Raw genomic sequence first — 21,124 nt, forward strand, 5'->3', positions numbered from 1 at the left:
TAAAGGTGCGGAGGGAAACCCTCCTATGGCGCATTCGCGCCACGCTTCGCTATCAGGGCTGGCTCCCCAACCTACGTATTTTCGGATTTTTAAGCAAAACCTACGCAGTATTGCTTCCTTGTCTTCCTTGTCCTCCTTGTCTTCCTTGTCTCCCTTGTTTAGATCTCAAATAGGATTGCTATAGCTTTTCCACACAATAAAAAAGCTGGAATTTTGGCGGGGATAATTTATTTGTTGGATGGTTACTTGATTGTTCAAATTCTAATTTTAAATTTCCTGTTAACGTAGTGTGTTTATGCTACTTATTGAAGTGCGGAATGTGGGAAAAATTAAAACTTTGCTTGGAGTAGAGCGTGACTGTAAACATAGTTCCAGTACCTAATTCACTTGCAACGGCGATCTTTCCTCCATGAGCATCCACACACTTTTTGACGATGGATAATCCTAAACCCGTTCCGCGAATTGTACCGACATTGCTACCGCGATGGAAGGGGGTGAATAACTTTTCCCGATCTGCTTTTGTTAATCCGATGCCCTGGTCTTGAATTTGAAATTGAACAAAATCTGGCTCACACTGTAAATCGAATATTATTTTACTGCCTGCTGGGGAATATTTTATGGCATTCTCCAGCAGGTTGTTCAAGATATGGTGCAACAATTTGGGATCGAGTTCATAAAAGGGATGCTCAGTTTCGTTGCATCCTCGAACGGTAAATACTAAGTTATGTTTAGTTTCGGGAAGAGATTGCAGTTCCTCTACCAGATTAGAGCAGAACCAGATGATATCGACGGGTGCTGATTCACACTGAAATTGCCCTCGTTCTACTTCGCCTACCACTAACACATCTGTAATCAATTGTGACATTTGCTGGATTGCGTTTTTAGCCCGTTGAATGTGGGCAGCTCGCTTTTCGGGGCTGAGGGCAGTCTGTTCCAATAGTTCTAGCGTCAAAAGTATGGAGTTTAACGGGTTGCGAAATTCATGGGAAACAATGGAAACGAATTGGGACTTCAGTTCGTTCAATTGCTTTTCTTGCTCTAGCGCCTGCTGTACCGCTCTTTCGGCTCGATGATTTGCCAAAGCAACTTGGATGGCAACACTGAGATCCTGCTCTTCAAAAGGCTTGACAACGTAGCCTTGGGGACGGGTGGCGATCGCTTCTGTTAAAGTTGCTTCATCAGCATGGGCAGTCAGAAATACGATTGGTAAATGAAACTGCTGACGAATCAACTCAGATGTCTCAATACCCGTTGTTTCACCTTGCAGGTAAATATCCATCAACACCAAATCAGGCTGAGTTTTTGCGACTAATTCTAGGGCTTTCTCCGCACAATTAGCCGTCCCCGCCACCCCATAACCCAGCTTGCTCAGATGGCGCTTAATATCCAAGGCAATGATCCATTCATCTTCTACGATGAGTATATTTACAGGGGATGACGGCTGTGACATATTACGACCTTTTTCTAAAGGTTATTGTAAACTTGCTCCCCCCCTGTCTGTCCAGTTCAATTGCTCCTCCGAGTTGTTCGGTTAACCCGTAGACTAGTTGCATTCCCAGAGATTCGGTATTTTGAGGATCGATGTGAGCTGGAATACCTACCCCGTCGTCTTTGACAACTAAACAATAATTGCTGTTATCTGCCAACCAAAATCCTAGGTTGATTTCACCCTGTTTGTTGGGGAAGGCGTATTTGAGAGCATTAGAAACCAACTCATTAATGATTAAGCCACAGGGAACTGCCGCATCTAAATCTAGCTCTAGGTTAGCTAATTCGAGGTTGACACGAATGGATGAATCAGCCGTGCTATAGGAGCGAACTAAGTTATTCACCAAATTTTGAATATAGGTGGCAAAGTTAATGCGGGCAAGATTTTCGGAACGATAGAGGCGTTCGTGAATCAGTGCCATTGTTTTCACTCGCTGCTGGCTTTCGTTGAGTAACTTTAATACAGAGGGGTCGTCAGTACTTGTGGCTTGCAGGCGTAGCAGGCTGGAAACCAGTTGCATATTGTTTTTAACTCGGTGATAGACCTCTCGGAGTAAGACTTCTTTTTCCTGAAGTGATGTCCGCAGTTGGCGTTCAATTTGTTTGCGGCTGCTAATATCTCCTAAAGAACCGACCATGCGAACTGGATTGCCCTGCTCATCCCAAACAGCGATCGCCCGATCCAGAACCCATTTATACGTGCGATCTTGACACCGCATTCGGTATTCCACCGCAAAGGCGGGAATTTTCCGGTTCAGATAGTCCTGTTTTGCCGTTATCACTCGCTCTACATCTTCTGGGTGAATCAAGTTGACCCAGCTTTGCTCATCAGGCTCAAATTCCTGCTTAGAAAAGGCCAGGATCTCGTAGAATCGGTCTGAACGAAAAGCTTCATTAGTTTTGATGTTCCAGTCCCAAATGCCGTCATTGCTGCCCTGAATAGCTAGTTGCCAGCGTTCTTCGCTTTGCCGCAGTGCTTCTTCTGCGTGCTGACGTTCTGTAATGTCATTGCCAACGATGAGAAAACAGGAAAGACGATCGATATCAATGAATTCGGCTGAGGCGATCGCGGTGCGGGCTTCTCCTGTTTTTGTACGGATGACACATTCCAGATTCCGCACACTTCCCATTTCCAGTAGGTATCGCTGAACCATTCCTCGATCGCTAGGATTGATGAACAGCTGAAACTCATCTGCATTATGACCGAGCATTTCCTTACGCTCATAGCCAAACAATTGACAAAAGGCATCATTGATTTCCACGATGCGCCGATCTTGCAGAGAAGTAATGGCGATCGCATGGGGTGAAATGTGAAAAATTTGCTGAAACTTTGCCTCTGCTTGCAATCGACCGAGAACTTCTTGCTGGAGTTGCTGGGTTCGCTCTTGAACGCGCTGTTCTAGTTTCTGGTTTAGTTGCTGCAATTTGGCTTCCGCCTGCTGACGACGATCTAGTTCTTGTTGTGCTTGCTGATAGAGTTGGGCTTGTTGAATGGCGATTGCTAATTGATCGGCAACTTTACAAGCAAGCTCTACTTCTTCATCCTTCCAAGGAGCCTTCTGTTGGGGATTTGCCAGCGATAGGGTACCCCAAATCTTACCGTTGACTACAATCGGGATAATCAACCAGATGTAAGGAAAGATTTTGGCGATTTCTCGGTTTACTGGATCGTTTACCCGATCCATGCTATCGATCCGCACGACTTGAAATTGCTTGATTTGAGCAGCATAAAGATTGCCCTCATCAGGAATTTCAAACCCTGTGATCTCAGGTAGTGATTTATCTATGCGGTGACAGGCAACCACACGCCAACATGAGTCATCATGAAAATACTTGACAATTGTCGTCCGATAAATACCCAAAAGCTGAGCTACTTCAGCCATTGTGGTGGAAAAGATGGTAGATAAATCCAGAGAGTTACGAATACTTTGCACAACTCGATTTAGGGCTTGCGCTTGTTGTGCCTGTTGTTGCAAGACACTCTCAACGTTTTTGCGATCGCTGATATCCATCAGCAAGCCATCCCAAATCACATCACCATTAACTTGCAGTTCTGGATGAGCCGCACCTTGCACCCATTTCAGCAAACCAGAGGGGGTAATAATCCGCCATTCCCGAAACCAAGGTTGTAAAGTCTGGGCAGATGTCACAATCGAGGCTCGCATGGCTGCTGCGTCATCTGGATGCACCAAATTCCAAATTAAGGAAATATCCTGCTCAATTGCCGCCGCCTCAATTTCCCAAAGACTTCGACTCCCTGGACTGATATAGAGTAGCTCATCCGAGCCATCGGGATGAAGCACATAACGGTAAATCACTCCCGGCACATTCGCTGCCAGATGGCGAAATCGGGTTTCTGCCAGTTTACTTTCTGTGATATCCTGAGCTACACCAGCTCGACGAATCACTCTTTCGTTTGCGTCAAACACAGGGAATCCGCGATCGCGAACCCAACGCATTGTTCCATCAGGTCGAACAACCCGATACTCAATTTCAAATGGTGTGCTGGTATGACTTTGCAGGTGACTAATTACACGCTGGCGATCGCTCGGATGAATGGCATCAATAAACGATCGGGGATTCTCGTACAAACTCTCGCAGCTTTTCCCCCAAATCTTTTCATAAACAGGGCTGACAAAGAGCATTTGCTCTATTTCTACATCTGCCAGCCAGAAGACTTCTTGAATGTTGTCTGCCAGTTGCCGAAACTTTTCTTCACTTTGGCATAAGTTGGCAAAGGATGCTTGAAGTTGCTGTGCCATTTGGTTAAAGGACTCAGCCAGGGCATTTATTTCTTTAATACTGTGTTGCTGCTCGATGCGATAATCCAGATTGCCTTCTGCTAGAGCTTCTACAGCTTGGCTCAGGCGGTGAATTGACAGAGCCAGCCAACGCGCAGTTAAAAACCCCAAGCCTGCTGCCAAAAGCAGTGCTACTAGGCAAAGCCAGAGTGTGGCTTGAGTATGAGCATGAATTTGCTCTGCAAACAGTGAAAAGTACCCTATTAGTCCTGTTATCACCAAAATTTGTAGAGTAACGGAACCAATTAGAACAGCTTGCAAAGAAATGTGACGGCGAATTTTGCCAGAATCGTTTAAATTTCTAGCTGGCATGGTCTAAAAGCTCTTTTAGCAAGGTGTCTCTTCTTTGCACGTATTCAAATGTTTCCTCAAGAATAGGGCGATCGCATGGCTACATGAGTACTGTAGCAAAGTAGGGGCAGAATGATGTTGATTTCTCCCATTTGCCCCTGCTAAAAATATTGTATCGTAATGAACCATGTCCTGTTAACTAAAAATCCCAACCAATGATTAATTAGTTGGGATATTAATTAGCTTTGATGAAACGTGAAATTATTTTAGTGATGCGGTAGATGCACGCACTTTTGCTTAAAGTTTGCGTGAAGACTATGATGCCGTTAAAGCGCTTCAAGCCAAACTTCTCTTCAGTTATTCTTTAGCCAGCCACTGGCAAGCGCTGTTAAAATTGACACTCCAAAAGCCAATCGATACCAAACGAAAATCCAAGTGTTTTGACGTTGTAAATAGCGCAATAGCCAAGCAACAGATAAGTACGAGAAGATGAAAGTTGAAATAATACCTACCAACAGAGGAAGCAGGAGATCGATATTGCCAAATACTTTTCGAGACTGATACAAAGTGGCGATCGTTAACGTGGGCAGACCTAGTAAAAAAGAAAACCTTGCTGCTGTTTGCCGCTCTAGCCCTAAAAATAATGCCATAGTCAAGGTTGAGCCAGAGCGGGATACACCAGGAAACAGTGCCAACATTTGACCTAGCCCAACCAAAATACCGTCTTTAATTTGGAGAGAGTCGAAACTGCGCTTGCGGCTACCAATCTTCTCAGCCAAACCTAGCAGTAATGCCATCACAATTGACAAAATAGCAATCATTGCCGGACTTTCTGGTAGCACATCCTTAAGCAGAAAACCAACAACCAATGATGGTACTGTACCCACAGCAATACCCACTATAAGTTTCCACTCTTCCCGTTCCCAAGCACGCTGGCGTAGAGCTTCCCACCCTCCACTCAATGTTTGATAAATTAGTGTCCGAAAATACAACAACAGCGCAATGACGCTACCAAATTGAATGGCATCAACAAAATACTTCTCGCCAAAGGTTGTCCAACCAAAAACTTTAGTGAAAACTAGCAAATGTGCTGTGCTGCTAATTGGCAAAAGTTCCGTGACTCCCTGCACTAAACCTAGCACAATTGCTTGGAAGAGACTTTGCAGTAAACCAACATTTGAAGTGGCGTTAGCTGTCTGAGCATCTGCTGCTACCAACAGAGTGCTCCATGCATTTACTCCACCAGTCCATCCCAAGCCGACTGATAAGTATAAGTTTAATCCCAAGAAGTTCATCTGTTAAGTCCTTTACTTAGCTAGTATAGTTTTTGACATTGATTGACGAGATATTTTGTCATTTCTTGCAATAGCCCGAAAATATTCAGTTTATTTCTCCAAATCTTCTCTGGCAGTTGTTTTATAAATTTCTTAAGTATCTTACTCCTCTCAGAATGAAAATTGATATACATCGGTTACAAAAAAACCAAGTGACTGTATTAATATTCGCAGTAATAATACTTAGCCCTTTAGTAGGAGGCAGTTTAAGACTGACTCATGCCAAAGTGATAGATAAGAAGATAAAAATAAACTTATGGCTAAACGAGCAGAAAAAAATTTAGAACATTATCACGATGCAAGAGTTGCAGCAACTACGAGAATATGGGGTATTTCTGTAGGAATGCTTGTCATCTGCATTCCACTGACAGCTATTACAAGAAGCCCTATTTTACCTTTAGCTACTATTACAGGCGCAGCTGTAGGTACGGTGGCTGTTTGGCGTTCTGATGATAAAAAATCGAAAAATAACAACTATTTACCCCAAGAGAAAGTGGAACTATTAGAGCAAAGAATTGCTGATTTGGAAACAATTGTTAGCAGTGACGATCTCGATCTGCGAAGAAAAATTAAACAGCTTGAATCCAGCGATGGTAAAGCTTAATGCAAATTTCCTCAGAATAGAATTCTGGGGCTATGCAAACCAAGCCCGCCTGCGCGGGCTTCGTATTAAGTCCACGTAGGTGGACTTCGTTTGTATAGCCGTGATTTCCAATCACTAGGCATTATGGAAACGAATTTGCTATTAAACATCGCTTACATGCCGTCTTGCCTTCTTACTCACCAATAACAGCTTGGATATGTGCTACAAGGTGGCAGGATATCGACTACTTCAAGCAATAAATCTTAATGAAGTAAAACTTCTTAGCATTTTGCATCTCATAATTTTCCAAAACAACATATATCTAAAGATGGATGGCGTCTGCTTGTTTCCATTCAGAAAAAATCAATAATTATGAAGGGATATTACAATTGTTTCAAAAATATTTAGAAATTGTCTAAAACCCAAACCTAGCTTTAAGGTAGAACCTATGGGAGCTTTTAGAGGCAAATTATGACAAATAACATTCAAAAGTATAGGTTTGTCTGTACTCTTACCTTTGGAGACATATACGGTCAAATCATCGTTTGGCTGATCACTATTGCTTTAAGCTTGGCTTCTGCTTTAGCGCTCATGGGTGCTAGAAGACCTGTTTATGCTTTAGCTGCAGTTGGGCTTGTCGTTCTGTTATCGCTACCTTTCTTGCTTTTTGCCTTCGTCACTACGTTACTCAATCATATTGAGTTAGCTCCTGTAGACTCAGAAACTAAAATGCAACCAATCCCTGGAAACATTTCTCAGCAACAACCAGTACAAGCGACAAGTTAATGTGCTAATAGCTAATTGCTAATGGCTAATTGCTAATGGAAGCAGTTGGTATTCATGCAACCTCCCTGCTGAGAGCGGGGAATTTTTTTTCAAAACAGACCAAAAATGTATGAAGTATGAAGTATAAAGTATAAAGGGTGAAGACCAGAAATTCCGGTATAAAAATAATTAGTTATATTTCACATTTTATACTTTATCCTTCATCCTTTATCCTTCATATTTTGTATCATTATGTTTGAGCATGATGTGATTATTGTCGGGGGCGGATTGGCTGGATGTCGTGCAGCAGTGGAAATTGCTAGAACTGACCCCAGTATTAATGTAGCGGTGGTGGCGAAAACTCACCCTATTCGCTCGCACTCAGTTGCTGCACAAGGTGGTATTGCAGCTACATTAAAAAATGTGGATTCTACTGATACTTGGGAAGCTCACGCTTTTGATACGGTGAAGGGTTCTGACTATTTAGCAGACCAAGATGCGGTAGAAATTCTTACCCGTGAAGCACCGGATGTGGTCATTGATTTAGAACACATGGGAGTATTGTTCTCTCGCTTAAACGATGGTCGCATTGCCCAGCGTGCTTTTGGCGGACATTCTCACAATCGGACTTGCTACGCTGCGGATAAAACGGGTCATGCTATCTTGCACGAGTTGGTAAATAATTTAAGACGGCATGGTGTTAAGCTTTACCAAGAATGGTACGTAATGCGTCTGATTTTAGAAGAGGGTCAGGCAAAAGGTGTTGTCATGTACCGCCTTGAAGATGGGAAAATTGAGGTGGTGCGGGCTAAAGCCGTTATGTTTGCCACTGGTGGTTATGGTCGAGTGTATAACACTACATCCAATGACTATGCATCTACTGGTGATGGCTTGGCAATGACTGCGGCTGCGGGTTTGCCTTTGGAGGATATGGAATTTGTTCAGTTCCATCCTACTGGGTTGTATCCAGTGGGTGTGCTAATTTCCGAAGCGGTACGTGGAGAAGGGGCTTACCTCATCAATAGTGAGGGAGAACGTTTTATGGCAAGATATGCTCCAAGCCGCATGGAACTGGCTCCTCGCGATATTACTTCACGGGCGATCGCATATGAAATTCGTGCCGGACGTGGTATTCATCCTGATGGTAGTGCTGGTGGACCTTTTGTTTATTTAGATCTGCGGCATATGGGGAAAGAAAAAATTATGAGTCGCGTCCCCTTTTGCTGGGAAGAAGCACATCGCTTAGTCGGTGTTGATGCAGTGACTCAACCCATGCCAGTCAGACCCACCATTCATTATTGCATGGGCGGTATCCCTGTGAATACTGACGGACAAGTACGCAGTAGTGGTGAGGGTTTGGTTGACGGGTTCTTTGCAGCTGGAGAAACTGCTTGTGTTTCCGTACATGGCGCAAATCGCTTGGGTAGCAATTCTTTGTTGGAATGTGTCGTTTATGGACGTAGAACTGGGGCAGCAATAGCACAATATGTGCAAAAACGCAAGCTACCCCTTGTGGACGAGCAACGCTACATTACCGAAGCCAAGCAACAAATACAAACTTTGTTAGACCAGCGCGGACAATACCGCATCAATCAAGTCCGCCAAGCTTTTCAGGATTGCATGACCCAGTATTGCGGTGTTTTCCGAACAGAAGAATTAATGCGTGAAGGGCTGTTGAAATTACAAGAATTACAACAGCAGTATTCGCAAATTTATCTAGATGATAAAGGCGACTGTTGGAACACCGAAATTGTGGAAGCGATGGAAATGAGAAGTTTGATGTTAGTAGGGCGTATTATTCTCGAATCAGCCGCCAATCGTCGGGAAAGCCGGGGCGCTCATTTCCGCGAAGATTATCCTGAAAGAGACGATCCTAACTTCCTCAAGCACACGATGGCTTATTATTCTCCTGCTGGGATTGATATCCAATATCGTCACGTTGCTATGACTATGTTCCAGCCACAAGAGAGAAAGTATTGAACTGGCTAATGGCTAATGGCTAATGGCTAATGGCTAATGGCTAATGGTTAATGGCTAATGGCTAATGGTAAGAACGCAACTAACAACTAGCAATTAGCAATTAGCAATTAGCAATTAGCAATTAGCAATTAGCAATCCCTTTACATATCCAAAGACAGATGTATAATTGCTTAAATGAAGGGGAGTAGCTACTGGCAAAGAGTTTTTGTCAGTGCATCTGAATCAACATACTGGCGATAAGCCTGGTTCGGGTGACAAGAAGCTTGAAAAAGTCAAAAGTCGAAAATGTCCGGTTGATAAATTATTGACTTTTGACTTAAGGCTGCTTATTGGAAGTGAGACCTTCACTAGGTTCACACAACGAAAGTGTGAGCTTGGTGAAGTCTTGTCAACTCTCATCAAGCTCACATGGGGAGATAATTCTTAAAGGAGCTTGAGAGAGTGTTGTCAGCTTTTACGGCGGGTTTGTTATTAATTACGGTTTCTGAGTTGGGCGATAAAACATTTTTCATCGCTGTGATTTTGTCGATGAAACACTCACGGCGTTTGGTTTTTGCAGGCGCGATCGCTGCTTTAGCTGCAATGACTATACTTTCTGTAGCAGTGGGACAAGCAGTTTCGTTACTCCCAAAAAGTTTTATTCATCATGCTGAAATAGCTCTGTTTTTTGGTTTTGGTGTCAAGCTACTTTACGATGGATACCGCATGCCAGTTGATACTTGTAGCACGGAAGTTGTCGAAGAAGCAAAAGCCGCCGTGGAAGTTGCTGATACGCAATCTTTAAAGAAGAAGAATTACTTAGGAGTTATACTACAAACTTTTGTGCTGACGTTTATGGCAGAATGGGGCGATCGCACTCAAATTGCCACCATAGCACTAGCAGCGGGGAATAATCCTATAGGGGTGACAACAGGTGCAATTTTGGGACACGCTATTTGTGCCGCTATTGCTGTCATTGGTGGAAGAATGATTGCTGGGCGAATTTCTGAGCGCACTGTTACCCTAGTTGGTGGATTTTTATTTCTTTTATTTGGTGTCTTAGCTGCAATTGAAGGGAGCTAGGGAGACAAGGGGACAAGGGGACAAGGGGACAAGGGGACAAGGGGGACAAGGGGAATCTTCTTCCTTGTCTACCCGCTCCCTGGTCTACCTTGTCTACCCCCGCTCCCTGGTCTACCTTGTCTACCCCTCTACCTTGTCTACCCCCTCTCCCTTGTCCCAATCCCTATCCCTCCGGCGTTGGTGATGCTGTGGGAGAAGAAGCAGGTGAGGGTGATGTTGCTGCTTCGTTGTTAATTTCATCTTTATACTGGGCTGGTGCTAAAGCTGCAGCCCTAGTAAATAAAATTTTTGCCTCTTCTGTTTTGCCCTGTTTCTTGAACAGCATTGCTTTTGCTAAGACAGGACGAAAATCTTGCTTGTCGTTCTTAATGGCGCGATCGTAAACATTAAGGGCTTGAGCATATTTCTTTTGAGAGTCATAAACATTGCCCAAAAGCACTTGTACGGCTACTGTATCCACGCTTCCTGGCTGAATTTTATTTGCTTGAGCAGCAGTATTGAGCGTATCTTGTAGCAAACCAATGGCTGCTTCGGGTCGTTTTTGGTCTAACAGAAGTGCTACCATACCTTGCAAAGCATATAAGTCACCCGGTTTACTTTCCAAAACCGAGCGATAAATTTGGGCTGCTCCTTCTCTATCCCCAATTTGGTGCTTTGCTTGAGCAAGCAACACTGCATATCGTGTTTGCTCTGGCTTCAGCTTAGCTAACCTTTCTAGAGGTTCAATCACCTCTTTAATATTACTCCCCTTCAAACGTATCAGTTGTAAACGGGTTTCAATTAAGCCTCGCAGCGCTGTTTCGTTATCTGGTTCTCGTTGCAAAACTTGTTCGTAACCTCTTGCAGCGTCTTCCAGTTTAGATTTTTCGTTAGAGGATGTCGAACTGCTTCTGTTGCTGCTAGATTCTTGCGTTGAAGGCTGCGTGTCGTTGAACGCTGCAATCAAAGGAATCATTGACACTCCAACAAAAGCAATAACTGCGAGTAGCAAAACTGCATTAACCATCCAGCGATTGCGAGATTGAGACACAAAACCGTCCTTAAACTCTAACAACAAAAGAAAGTATGAAGGCTAAAGGATAAAGGATGAAAGTGGAATTACAATGTAACTCACCTCATACTTCCTACTTCAAACTTTAGTTGACATTATCGGTCACAGAAATCTATCGAGTTAAAAATTTTAAAAACTTTGCGGAATCTCGTGACTTACTTGTGAATTTTATAACAAATAGCAATATACGCACTCCATACAAGTGTTGACTTTAGGAGGAACCTTCTGAGTTTGAGCTATGATATGCTTCCGAAACCAGTTATAGAGGCGCTAAATTACACCTAAGCATCATATGTATGCGAAGTTTTGCGTCTTAAATGTTACGTAGAGCGTTAGGCGTAGTTGTCTTGAAAGGAAATATACTTTCAAGCGCCGCACAAACGCTCTTTCCAGCTGCCTTAGTAAAATCCCACAATGGGATCTGTCTCCGCCACAAGGAGTTTTTATGAATTCCGACCTGATGCCGTCGCCTGAATCGTCCAATTTAATGGCTTCAATAGAAGCTCAAACAAATCAAGATGCAAATGCAAATGCAAATGCAAACGCAAATGCAGACGCAAATGAAAATGCAGTGCCTTCTGTTCCCGAACCAGAAAACTTGCTCGAACCTTCCGGTGAGACTGCCAGTAATGGGAACGTCGTTAGCAGGCAACAACCAATTCCACCTCCTAGCGAACCAATGCAGTATCGAGCCATTGGCTTAGTTCGAGGTCGTTACGTTGCTAGTGAGGAACAATTTACCCAAGGTAAATTGGTAACCTCAGATGGTACAGAGCTTGATGCCGTCCTTCTGGGTCGAATCATGAGTTTGGTGAAAAATCATTTAGACTTGGAAGCAGAACATCTGTGGGTCGTTTACCCTCGCACTCGCCAAGAAAATGATAATCTGCATCTACAGATTGTAGGAGTTTGGGAGCCGGAAAACTTGGCGCAAGGTCGTCAAGTAACTGATGAACAAGAAGATACGGCTTCTGAAGATTTGCTAACACCGAAAGAAGGCTCATTAAAGCCCGTGCTGTCATCTTCAGAAATTCCAGACGGTGGTTTTTCTGTTCGTGGAGAAGTTGTTTACCAGTCCAATGAAGCAGGCAATTTGGTCATTAAAATTAAGCAAGCTCCACGCAAACAAAATGACAAACCCAAGTATTTTAAGTTAAAGCTAACAGCTAAGCTTGAGACTAAAGCAGTTGGTAAGTTCTGGGACTTTCAAGTCACGCGGAAAGCCGATCTATTATTAGTCGAAAGTGGTGAAGTGATTGCCGATTTACCCAAAAAGCGCAAACCACAAAGACCTGGTGGTTTCAAAGGAGGTGGGCGGCGTCCTGGCGGTCTTGGCAACAAAAAACCATTTGCCCCCAGACAGCGGAGTGGGGAACCTCAACGCCCCATTCGGAAAATCGGTGACGCCTCTACACCTACACCATCGCGTCCGAGTCCCGTCTCTACCAAACCTACTCCTAAGCCAGTGAAGCGCCCGAAACCAAATCAGGAATAAGGATGAATTATGAATTATGAATTATGAATTATGAATTATAAAATTAAAAAAAATTCATCATTCAGCATTCATAATTCATAATTTCTAAAACTCCGTCCATCGGTCTTGGGGGAGAAAAGACCTCTCCATTGGGATTTGAGCAACGGGTTCTGTGAGCGTAAAGTCGCCTAATTCAATCCATTTTTTTAACTCTAGGGCAACTTGCCGGGAGAAAAATAAACTCGCAAGGGGTGCTACACGTACAGTTTTACCTTCAATGGTTATGCGTCCGGATTTAAGTTGGGCATAACTGACTAAACCAAAGGTGGGACGAACTCGTCGCGGAATAGAAAAATCTACTACCGGGGCTACTAGGTCTTTGTCTTGGATGGCACATTTTGCAACGACTTCTTCGTTTAAGACGGGAAGTGGTATCCCCACTCCTAACATTAAAGATGGACCGTAGCTTTTGAAGTAACAACCTCTCACCCAATGACTGTCCATTTGCTTGGCGTCACCAATTAACGCTAAAGTTGCAGCCGGACCGATGGGTGTTCGATTTGGTAAACGCTTTTGTAGGGGGAAGTGCTGGGTTCCTTCCCAAGCAACGTAACCAATTCCACCTCCTAGAAAAATTCTTGTACCAATTCCAATAAGTTGTAAGTCTGGATCGTTGAGTAAAGGGGCGATCGCACCAGGGTTAGAGTAAACTGCATTGCTTAAACGTGGCTGTAGCGGACCGAGGTAAGTGTACAACGGGCGATCGCCTCCATTCACCCCTACTATAAAATTTTGATATAAATTACGAGGATTGAATAAATAAAATTGATTGATTGTTTCACGAGTAATCGTTGTTTCAAAGGTGGCTCTTGGATAACAATCTGTGACTTGTCCTTGCGCCTTTACGTGTACGGGTTTGCCAGCTATCAAGTCTTCAATGACATGACCCCCGCCACGTTCCCGGACTTCTTCGCCGTCCATTACTTCCACCGCACAACTTGCACCTAAGTACAAATCTACTGCTCCAAAACCAGAGTAGACGGGTACATTATCTAACCAGCAGCGACGAATTTTAATTGGTGGGTCAGTGTGTCCGAGATTAATAATCGCACCACTAGATTCCATCGGCTCAAAAGTACCAGTTGTGATGACATCAACTTCTTTAGTAACTTTTGTTACACCAATTTCTTGAACTCGGACTTTTAATTCCTCTGCGGTCAGTACTACCGCCTGCTTGCGGCTGATTTTGTCATTGATTTCCGCAATTGTTCGCATAAATAAAGATGTAATTCCGATGCTTTTCAATATAACAGTGACCAGTAATCAGTGACCAGTACGTAGGTTGGGTTGAGGAACGAAACCCAACATTTCCATGCCTTTGTTAAGTTTCTCCAGGGCGATCCCAACCCACAAAAATTCGAGATCCCTTGTAGTATTGATCGGCGACCGATGACCAGTAATCAGTGACCAGTGACCAATTAATTAGTTTTTGAGAGTATTTCGTATTTCCCCCTTTAAAAAGGGGAGCTTTGAGAGTATTCCCCCCTTTTTAAGGGGGACTGGGGGGATCTTGATACAACAGTAAACTTTACCAAAGCCTCTAAAACTCAAGACATTAAAGTAAAAAAACGATTAATTTTACTTAAGGTTTGTTTAAAGTAGATTGATAACTCAAGATTTATACTGATATGTTTAGAAGCAAAGTAAAAATAAAAAAAAATCCATCACTGAATTCTTTAAGAAGTTGGTGAGGTAGACAAAATTTTAACAACAATTAGAGTTAAACGTATTTGTTTTTTTGCATTATTTCATAAATTGATAAACTTTGATATTAATTTTCAATAGCACGAATATTTATGAGGTTCAATTCTAGCTTGCCAGCAACACTAATTGGAATATCGATGGTTATTGTGCAGACGCAAGTTGCTGCAGCGCCCTCTCCAATAGAAATTGATGAAATAGCACAAGCAATTACCGTACTGATTGATGCTGGAGATTTGGGTTCCGGTTCGGGGGTAATTATTAAGAAACAAGGTGATGTTTACTCTGTTGTTACCACCGCCCACGTACTCGAACGCTCAAAACTGAAATATGAAATTGTGGCTCCCGACAATCAAAAGTATGTGCTTGATTACAGAACTGTTAAAAAGTTGCCTGCGGTAGATTTAGCAATTTTACAGTTTACTAGCCCAAAAAATTATAGAGTGGCAAAGTTTGGTGATTCGGATAGTATTCAACGAAATGCCAAAGTTTACGTTGCTGGATTTCCCGGACGTTCAGCTACAATTCAACGTCCAATTTATAACTTTATGGCTGGAAAAGTGATTGCCAATGCTTTGCGATCGCAACCCGTATCTGATAGCGGCTATAATTTGGTTTATGATAATTCAACTCTACCAGGAATGAGTGGTGGTCCGGTATTAAATGACCGAGGTGAGGTCATTGGAATTCACGGTAGAGGAGAAATTTTTAATTATGAGACTCCGAAGATAAATCCTCAGGTTGCTTTTGTATATACGGGTAGGAGTTTGGGTATTCCAATTAAAACATTTTTGCAATTAACAGGTAGGGGTGAAACAAGTGCAATTTTACCTTTGCCTGAAACTCCAATTGCGGTTTTTCCTTAGAGGATGTTTGAAAAGTCATGATTGATGTATCAAATATTTTTTACCCCACCCTAACCCAGACCGATGGATTGGTCCGGGAACTGAATTTTTCTTGTTTCCCCCCAATCCATCGGGGGGACTAAGGGGGGGAATAATGTGATAAAAATCACAGCCAACCACTTTTAAAACATGCTCTTAAGTTGGTAGAGATATGATAGAGACTGAAAGGTTTTAAAATAGCCGATCGCACTTTAGTTATTGAGGAAAGATTGGGTTGCTCAAGCGTTGTTTAAGATCGCGGATGGCGGCACTAGTGTTGCGATCGTAGGCAATTTGAAAGCATCGGGCGATCGCACTTGGCAAATCAAAGTCTGGAAAATAGCGGCTTTGGGTTTGGAGTTGGTAATTGGCTTCTTGCAACTGGTAAATCAATGGCTGTTGATTTTTGAGGAGCCAAACTTCAGGAACTCGATAGGGTAGATAATCCTCCACATCGGAATAACTAGTGACATCAATTTCGATGACTAAATCGGGAGGCGGATCTTGTCGCCAGTCGATACGTTTTTTCCCAGATATTGCTTGCCAGTTGTCGATGTAGAAACAATAATCTGGCTCAATCCCACTATCTTGAGGCAAAGTCATGGTTACAGGTGTAAATGCATCATATTCGCGCCCATTGCGATCCAAAAGTGCTTTCACAATATCGGCGATTAAATTGGCATCCCGTCCATGCACTGGTAAGGGTGACATCAGCAAGACTTCTCCATTGCGATACTTGAGGCGGGGGAGCGAGCCATCTCTCCTTTGGTCACACAAACTCTGATATTCTTCCCAGGTAGCAGGTAAGCGCACTACCGACCCTGGAGGTAATTGGATTTTTTCCGGTGAGATGAGGGCAAACATTGCTAGTGGGTTTGATTTGTAGGGTTTCTCACTCGCATATTATATAGGACGGAATCAATTATTTTCACATTCTCGACTCATAACTAATTGACAGAGCAACTATTTCCGGGATTCAAAGATGAACTAACTTTTCACGAAGCGCCTACCATAGATTGGACAGCTAGCCCTTAAAGAACGCTCTACAAAATCTGCAAGAATGTTGTCTAATAAGTGCCTATTCCAAGTTTACCCAGATGATTGAAACACGTTGTATCAGGCAAGGTGTTAGCTTAATCAAAGTAAACGCCGCCAAACAGACTAGGGTTAAAAATTACATACCGAGGAGAAAAGACGGACTATTGAGGGCGATCGCCAACCTTAAGTCGTAAAAACAACCTCTTTCTGGGACAACAACGATAAATTGGCAAAGCTGACATTGGCCTTTCCTAAGTTTTGATAAAAGGCTTTGGCAAAGACGAGGCTGGATTCATCGTCTAGATTCCACAAGCTAGCGATCGCACTACTTGCTCCTGCTTGGACTGTAGTTCCCGCAATTCCCATGACTGCTTGGTCGTTACCAGTAGCTGTTTGGCAAGCACTGAGAAACAAGATTTCAATTGCTTTAGTGCGTTTTTGTCCTTGTCTGCAAAGTTGATAAATTGCAAGGTACGTAATTTTTGGGGGATTTGTTCTATGTCTGAATCCCGTATTAGAGTACCAAAATCTCGGCTGAGATAGAGGGCAGACATCAAGACTGCAAGGGCTCTTGAAAATTGTCGCGAGAGACAAGCACCTTTGTGCAGGGGAGGAAAAAAAGGCTTAACCGACAAGTATTGGGGCAGACATCAATGAGAGATTAAGGTAATTTTTTAAGATTCTCACGGTTTACTAACAATACGTCAGGTATGTAGGTAGATTCGGCGGCTTTAGTTCTGACCATAGCTGATTTTGGAATCCGGTAGGGTAGCTTGCAGTGCTCAAATTCTGCTGCTATTTTTTGGGTTAAAAAACCTACAATATCTTCATGGTCACCAGTTGGTGGGGGCATCTCTACAATGACTCCTTTGTGTAGTTCATAAGGTTGTTCAGGTGCTGATGCTCGCGATACAACTACAACTTATCTCAGCTGTTTCTCAATTGCATTACACGCTACGCCTACACCATCTTCTGCCTGTATGATGCGTCCAATTCTTGCCGCATTTGCTGCGTAATTAGGATTCCCTAACAATTTACTTAGCTCCTTTGCAACTCGTGCTGCTGAATATTGCTTGCGAGAAATTGTGCGAGAAGTTCCCAATCTTTTGACTCGTGCTGCATTGTCAGGTTGGTCGTGGCTATACGGCATAATTAGGGTTGGGCGACCTGCTCGCAACGCCTGAGCCGTCGTCCCAATCCCACCCTGATGTACGATCGCACAAGCGCGAGGAAAAATTTGAGAATACGGCGCATAGTTGACTGCTACAATATCAGGCGAAAGATTTTCATGGAGGTCATTGTTACCAATGAGTAAAACAGCACGGCGGTTTAACTGTTTTGCAGCTTCAATGCTTTCTTGATAAAAGTTGCCAGAGTCCATGACGGCAGCCGAGCCGAGGGTGAAGACGATCGGCGGTTCGCCTGCCTCTAAAAACTGTTTGAGTGCTGGAGTGAGTTCTGCTCCGCCTTGTGTTCCATCATAGAACGTAAAACCTGCGACTACTGTATTTGCAGGCCAATCGGGTTGAGGTTGACCAAAAACTGAGGAAAACAGCGCAACGACAAGATAGGCTGAAAACCTGTTCTCAACAAAGGGATTGTAGTTGATTGGCGATAAACCGAGTTCACGACGAAGTTGACGAATGGGGTCTGCCCAAGAATTACTGACCAACTTCGCAAAGTTGATAATGCCTCGATTTACGATGGGTCCGAGTTTGTAGAGCTTCGCCAAGCGTGGAAATGCTGCCAAAATCGGTGGGTCATAAGCTGAGAAAAATGACATGGGAACCATTGCGCTTGATGCCCATCGCATTCCAAGTTTCTCTGCTACAAGTGGAGTTGCAACCACCCCTTCTCCTGAAAAGATAAAATCTGCACCTGAGGCAACCTTCAGCAAGTCGGCGTACATCTCGCGCAAATTGGGATTTACCCACTGACGCACCATGTATTCCTGACCTGTTTTGAGATCCATCATCCGTGCCATTTCCTGTGGGTCATTCATTGCAGTGAAATCGGGACGCATGGAATGGAACTCAAATCCCAAGGCTTCGATTCTAGATTGATAGACTTGGTGCGTCGCAAACACAATATCATGACCGCGTTGCCGCAATTCAAGTGCGATCGCGATCGTGGGATGAAGATCTCCCAAAGTTCCCAACGTTGTCATCAGGATTCGGCTCACACTTTCACCTCTTAACAATGAGCAGCATTTGCATAAGCGCAATTGCTCGATCTTAAACCGTTTGAATCGCGCTCCCGAAAAAATTGGGGATAGTTCATCGCAGCTTGTCTCGGTCAATACCGAGGGATAGCAACTGACGCTTCACATCTTCCCCCTCGATACCGCAGTAATAGTACTTTTTGTCTTTGAGGTTGGCTTGACTTTTTTAATGTATTTTTATCTTTTTTAAACAAAATATTCATAACATATTTCCTTTAAAAAAGTATTATTACAATGGTAATCATTCAAGCAATAGTGCAAAAAACGTCTATTATCTTAAGTAAAAAGTCAGATAATACAGGGTGGATAGGTAAAATTCCTGTTGAACTGCTTTTGTTGGTTCCCAATGAAAAAAGTCATTACAAATTAGATATTTCTCCATATATCTACTTAAATAAGGATGAAAAAGTAAGAACCTCTTCTATTTCTCCCGTAGATATCTACTTACTTGAACAATGAGATTAAAGCTTGTGTCCCATTTTGGGTTAGCAGATTTCAAAACAGAAATCAGTTCACTCACCCGTAAATCTCACCAAACTGGCTACTAGCTACTTAAAACTGGAGATTGCGATCGCGTCTACTGAATGCTTCTCTGTCGCACTGTATGGTTATCTTGCGTGTCGGATCTGCTGTTCTAAAGTACACAATAGTACAATATGAAAATCTTCTGTAAGATCGCTACATTTGGATTTTCCAGCTTAACGACGTTTTTTGTGACGCTATTACAAAAACCCCAATCACTCTTCCGGCTCGGTTGCCGCCGCATCGGGAAGATGGCGCTCGACATCCATGCTGTCGTGCAAGATCCTGACCACCAGCACGCTGTCCTCAAGCAACCGATAATAAACGAAATGACGCCCTTTGCCGCCGACATGACGGCGGTAATATCCCTCAATGGACTCCTCTTTGCGGCTTCTGGGCAGGGGATTGGCGGTGATACTGTCCAGGCACCGTTCGATCAGCGTTTTATACCTGCCGCGCTGCTGAGCTCCCCAGCGCTGGGTGGTGTATTTTAAAATACTTTTGATATCGGAGCGGGCTTGCGGACGAAGATCAAGCGGCAATTTCTGGCCAGACACTGGGATCTACCTCCATGTTTCCTGCCGCCAATTCCGCCAGGGCTTCCTGTTCTATGTCGTCGAGCAACTCTCTAGTGTAGGGAATGGGGTCACCGCTCTGCTCACCTTTTTCCAGCTCTGCTCGTAACCGCTCACCTTTCCGTTTGTTGCTCGCATCGATCAGCAGCAACGCATCATGGATGATGTCATCTACGCTGCTGTAACCAAGAGCGAGCTGGCGCTGGACAATGATTTCCAATTCAGGGGTAAGGTCGATCTGCATCGGCAAGTTTTAAGGACGGACAGCTTATGCCTTCATCATAGCTGCAAATTTCAGGAATCACAAGACATCCAGGCTGTGCCGTCCTTTCTCTCGCCTTTGGAATACCTGTTAAAACTCTAAAAGGGCTATTTCATTCTAAAAAGGAAAATTTCTAGAATGCTTTACGTCTTGTAGGGGAATTGTGAACTGACAGAGGCGTAGAGTTCAAAGATTATTTAATTAAATGAACCGCAAAGACGCAAAGGACACGAAGAAAGAGGAGAAGAACGGTAATCCTATGGAGGGAAGTCGTATCTATCCATTCAGCCTTTTGATAGAACCTCAATTAGTTCTGGCTTTTTCTTTTTGGTATAACCGGAAATCCCGCGTTTTTTCGCCATGTCTTTGAGTTGTGTCACGGTCAAGGTATTCAGTATACTTGGATCTGTAATGACCTCTGGCATAGATTGAGGGGTTAAGTAAAAAACTTCTGTTAAAGAATTTAATTTTTTCCCTTTTGTTATACCGCATTTTAGTTTTGCAATCGGCTCCAAAGTTTTCCAGTACTGACGCGGTGCTTCATCAAGTCGATTGGTTGCAACTGAGAGTTTTATGCCTTTTAATTCACTTGCTGGTTCTTCTATCAAGTACTGCAATGCCGATTGAATCTCATCTCTAGTTGCTGTTGATAGATTGATTTTAGGGATTGATTCTCTCGCAAGAACTTTAGTAAGTTCGGATGTTTGTTCGCTCTTGTCAGCAATAATACACCACACCTTCTCCAATCCTGCTGACTCTGCAATTGCAAAAATAAACGAGTTGCCGATGACTTTATAGCGATCTTCTCATCATTGCCTTTTTTATTTGTGTCGTTCTATGAAATAGCTTCAAAATCAATTCTCTCGATTCCGCATGAATATTAGCTCAGGAGACACAATCTAATCTGTCACACAGTCAGAGAAAAACTCAATGTTGGAGACACTTCATATATAAGATAGTAAGCGATCTATCAAGCAATATGCTCGGGACTTACGCAAAGCCCCCCTTTTTAAGGGCAGGGCTGTTTCATTC

Annotated in this window: 19 protein-coding genes and 1 pseudogene; 8 read left to right on the top strand and 12 right to left on the bottom strand. The window is 43.4% G+C overall.

Annotated elements, in window-relative coordinates; translation table 11 throughout:
• Window positions 1-184 (top strand): hypothetical protein (locus F7734_RS62180; protein ID WP_207714180.1); only part of this gene is annotated, 184 nt, incomplete at its 5' end.
• A 114-nt stretch (window positions 185-298) separates the two neighbouring features.
• On the opposite strand, the gene F7734_RS22820 is transcribed toward F7734_RS62180, so the two are convergent.
• From F7734_RS22820 to F7734_RS22830, 3 genes are all read right to left on the bottom strand, one after another.
• Window positions 299-1,450 carry an ATP-binding protein gene (locus F7734_RS22820; protein ID WP_155746803.1) on the bottom strand — a complete coding sequence of 384 codons (1,152 nt, stop codon included), beginning with the start codon at window positions 1,448-1,450 and terminating at the stop codon, window positions 299-301.
• Window position 1,451: 1 nt separating this feature from the next.
• Complete coding sequence (locus F7734_RS22825; protein ID WP_155746804.1) at window positions 1,452-4,601, bottom strand: PAS domain-containing protein; 3,150 nt, start codon at window positions 4,599-4,601, stop codon at window positions 1,452-1,454.
• 332 nt (window positions 4,602-4,933) lie between these two features.
• Window positions 4,934-5,875 carry an undecaprenyl-diphosphate phosphatase gene (locus F7734_RS22830; protein WP_155746805.1) on the bottom strand — a complete coding sequence of 314 codons (942 nt, stop codon included), beginning with the start codon at window positions 5,873-5,875 and terminating at the stop codon, window positions 4,934-4,936.
• 295 nt (window positions 5,876-6,170) lie between these two features.
• Here F7734_RS22830 and F7734_RS22835 point away from each other — a divergent pair, with 295 nt between their 5' ends.
• The 4 genes from F7734_RS22835 to F7734_RS22850 all read left to right on the top strand — a co-directional run bounded on the left by F7734_RS22835 (window position 6,171) and on the right by F7734_RS22850 (window position 10,304).
• The gene (locus F7734_RS22835; protein ID WP_155746806.1) at window positions 6,171-6,518 is read left to right on the top strand and encodes a hypothetical protein; all 348 of its coding nucleotides are present in this window, start codon (window positions 6,171-6,173) and stop codon (window positions 6,516-6,518) included.
• 450 nt (window positions 6,519-6,968) lie between these two features.
• A complete protein-coding gene (locus F7734_RS22840) occupies window positions 6,969-7,283 on the top strand; it encodes a hypothetical protein (RefSeq protein ID WP_155746807.1) in 315 nt (104 codons plus the stop codon).
• A gap of 231 nt (window positions 7,284-7,514) precedes the next feature.
• A complete protein-coding gene (locus F7734_RS22845; RefSeq protein ID WP_155746808.1) occupies window positions 7,515-9,242 on the top strand; it encodes a succinate dehydrogenase/fumarate reductase flavoprotein subunit in 1,728 nt (575 codons plus the stop codon).
• A 441-nt stretch (window positions 9,243-9,683) separates the two neighbouring features.
• Window positions 9,684-10,304, top strand: a complete 621-nt coding sequence (locus F7734_RS22850) for a TMEM165/GDT1 family protein (protein ID WP_166482081.1) — start codon at window positions 9,684-9,686, stop codon at window positions 10,302-10,304.
• A gap of 163 nt (window positions 10,305-10,467) precedes the next feature.
• Here the strand turns inward: F7734_RS22850 and F7734_RS22855 are convergent, their stop codons facing one another.
• Complete coding sequence (locus tag F7734_RS22855) at window positions 10,468-11,334, bottom strand: tetratricopeptide repeat protein (RefSeq protein WP_166482082.1); 867 nt, start codon at window positions 11,332-11,334, stop codon at window positions 10,468-10,470.
• A 466-nt stretch (window positions 11,335-11,800) separates the two neighbouring features.
• Here F7734_RS22855 and F7734_RS22860 point away from each other — a divergent pair, with 466 nt between their 5' ends.
• Window positions 11,801-12,850 carry a hypothetical protein gene (locus F7734_RS22860; protein WP_155746809.1) on the top strand — a complete coding sequence of 350 codons (1,050 nt, stop codon included), beginning with the start codon at window positions 11,801-11,803 and terminating at the stop codon, window positions 12,848-12,850.
• Between the two features lie 84 nt (window positions 12,851-12,934).
• Here F7734_RS22860 and F7734_RS22865 read toward each other — a convergent pair whose 3' ends face one another.
• The gene (locus tag F7734_RS22865; protein ID WP_155746810.1) at window positions 12,935-14,104 is read right to left on the bottom strand and encodes a homocysteine biosynthesis protein; all 1,170 of its coding nucleotides are present in this window, start codon (window positions 14,102-14,104) and stop codon (window positions 12,935-12,937) included.
• Between the two features lie 581 nt (window positions 14,105-14,685).
• Here F7734_RS22865 and F7734_RS22870 point away from each other — a divergent pair.
• Window positions 14,686-15,456: a serine protease gene (locus F7734_RS22870; protein WP_155746811.1), complete on the top strand. Its 771-nt coding sequence runs from the start codon at window positions 14,686-14,688 to the stop codon at window positions 15,454-15,456.
• A 234-nt stretch (window positions 15,457-15,690) separates the two neighbouring features.
• On the opposite strand, the gene F7734_RS22875 is transcribed toward F7734_RS22870, so the two are convergent.
• The 4 genes and pseudogenes from F7734_RS22875 to F7734_RS22890 form a co-directional block, all read right to left on the bottom strand.
• Complete coding sequence (locus tag F7734_RS22875; protein ID WP_155746812.1) at window positions 15,691-16,338, bottom strand: Uma2 family endonuclease; 648 nt, start codon at window positions 16,336-16,338, stop codon at window positions 15,691-15,693.
• Between the two features lie 357 nt (window positions 16,339-16,695).
• A complete protein-coding gene (locus F7734_RS22880; RefSeq protein WP_155746813.1) occupies window positions 16,696-17,106 on the bottom strand; it encodes a CHAT domain-containing protein in 411 nt (136 codons plus the stop codon).
• 79 nt (window positions 17,107-17,185) lie between these two features.
• A pseudogene (locus tag F7734_RS22885) lies at window positions 17,186-17,395 on the bottom strand (Uma2 family endonuclease); the annotation flags it as partial.
• A gap of 39 nt (window positions 17,396-17,434) precedes the next feature.
• Window positions 17,435-18,694, bottom strand: a complete 1,260-nt coding sequence (locus F7734_RS22890) for a glycosyltransferase (protein WP_347566263.1) — start codon at window positions 18,692-18,694, stop codon at window positions 17,435-17,437.
• A gap of 273 nt (window positions 18,695-18,967) precedes the next feature.
• Between F7734_RS22890 and F7734_RS22895 the strand changes: the two genes are divergently transcribed.
• A complete protein-coding gene (locus F7734_RS22895; protein WP_155746814.1) occupies window positions 18,968-19,192 on the top strand; it encodes a hypothetical protein in 225 nt (74 codons plus the stop codon).
• A 278-nt stretch (window positions 19,193-19,470) separates the two neighbouring features.
• Here F7734_RS22895 and F7734_RS22900 read toward each other — a convergent pair whose 3' ends face one another.
• The 3 genes from F7734_RS22900 to F7734_RS66215 form a co-directional block, all read right to left on the bottom strand.
• The gene (locus F7734_RS22900; protein WP_155746815.1) at window positions 19,471-19,812 is read right to left on the bottom strand and encodes a type II toxin-antitoxin system RelE/ParE family toxin; all 342 of its coding nucleotides are present in this window, start codon (window positions 19,810-19,812) and stop codon (window positions 19,471-19,473) included.
• A complete protein-coding gene (locus F7734_RS22905) occupies window positions 19,787-20,074 on the bottom strand; it encodes a hypothetical protein (protein ID WP_155746816.1) in 288 nt (95 codons plus the stop codon). The genes F7734_RS22900 and F7734_RS22905 overlap by 26 nt, the downstream gene beginning before the upstream one ends.
• 302 nt (window positions 20,075-20,376) lie before the next feature.
• Complete coding sequence (locus F7734_RS66215; RefSeq protein ID WP_243147028.1) at window positions 20,377-20,829, bottom strand: Rho termination factor N-terminal domain-containing protein; 453 nt, start codon at window positions 20,827-20,829, stop codon at window positions 20,377-20,379.
• Between the last annotated feature and the right edge of the window lie 295 nt (window positions 20,830-21,124).

The sequence above is a fragment of the Scytonema sp. UIC 10036 genome, from assembly GCF_009725235.1.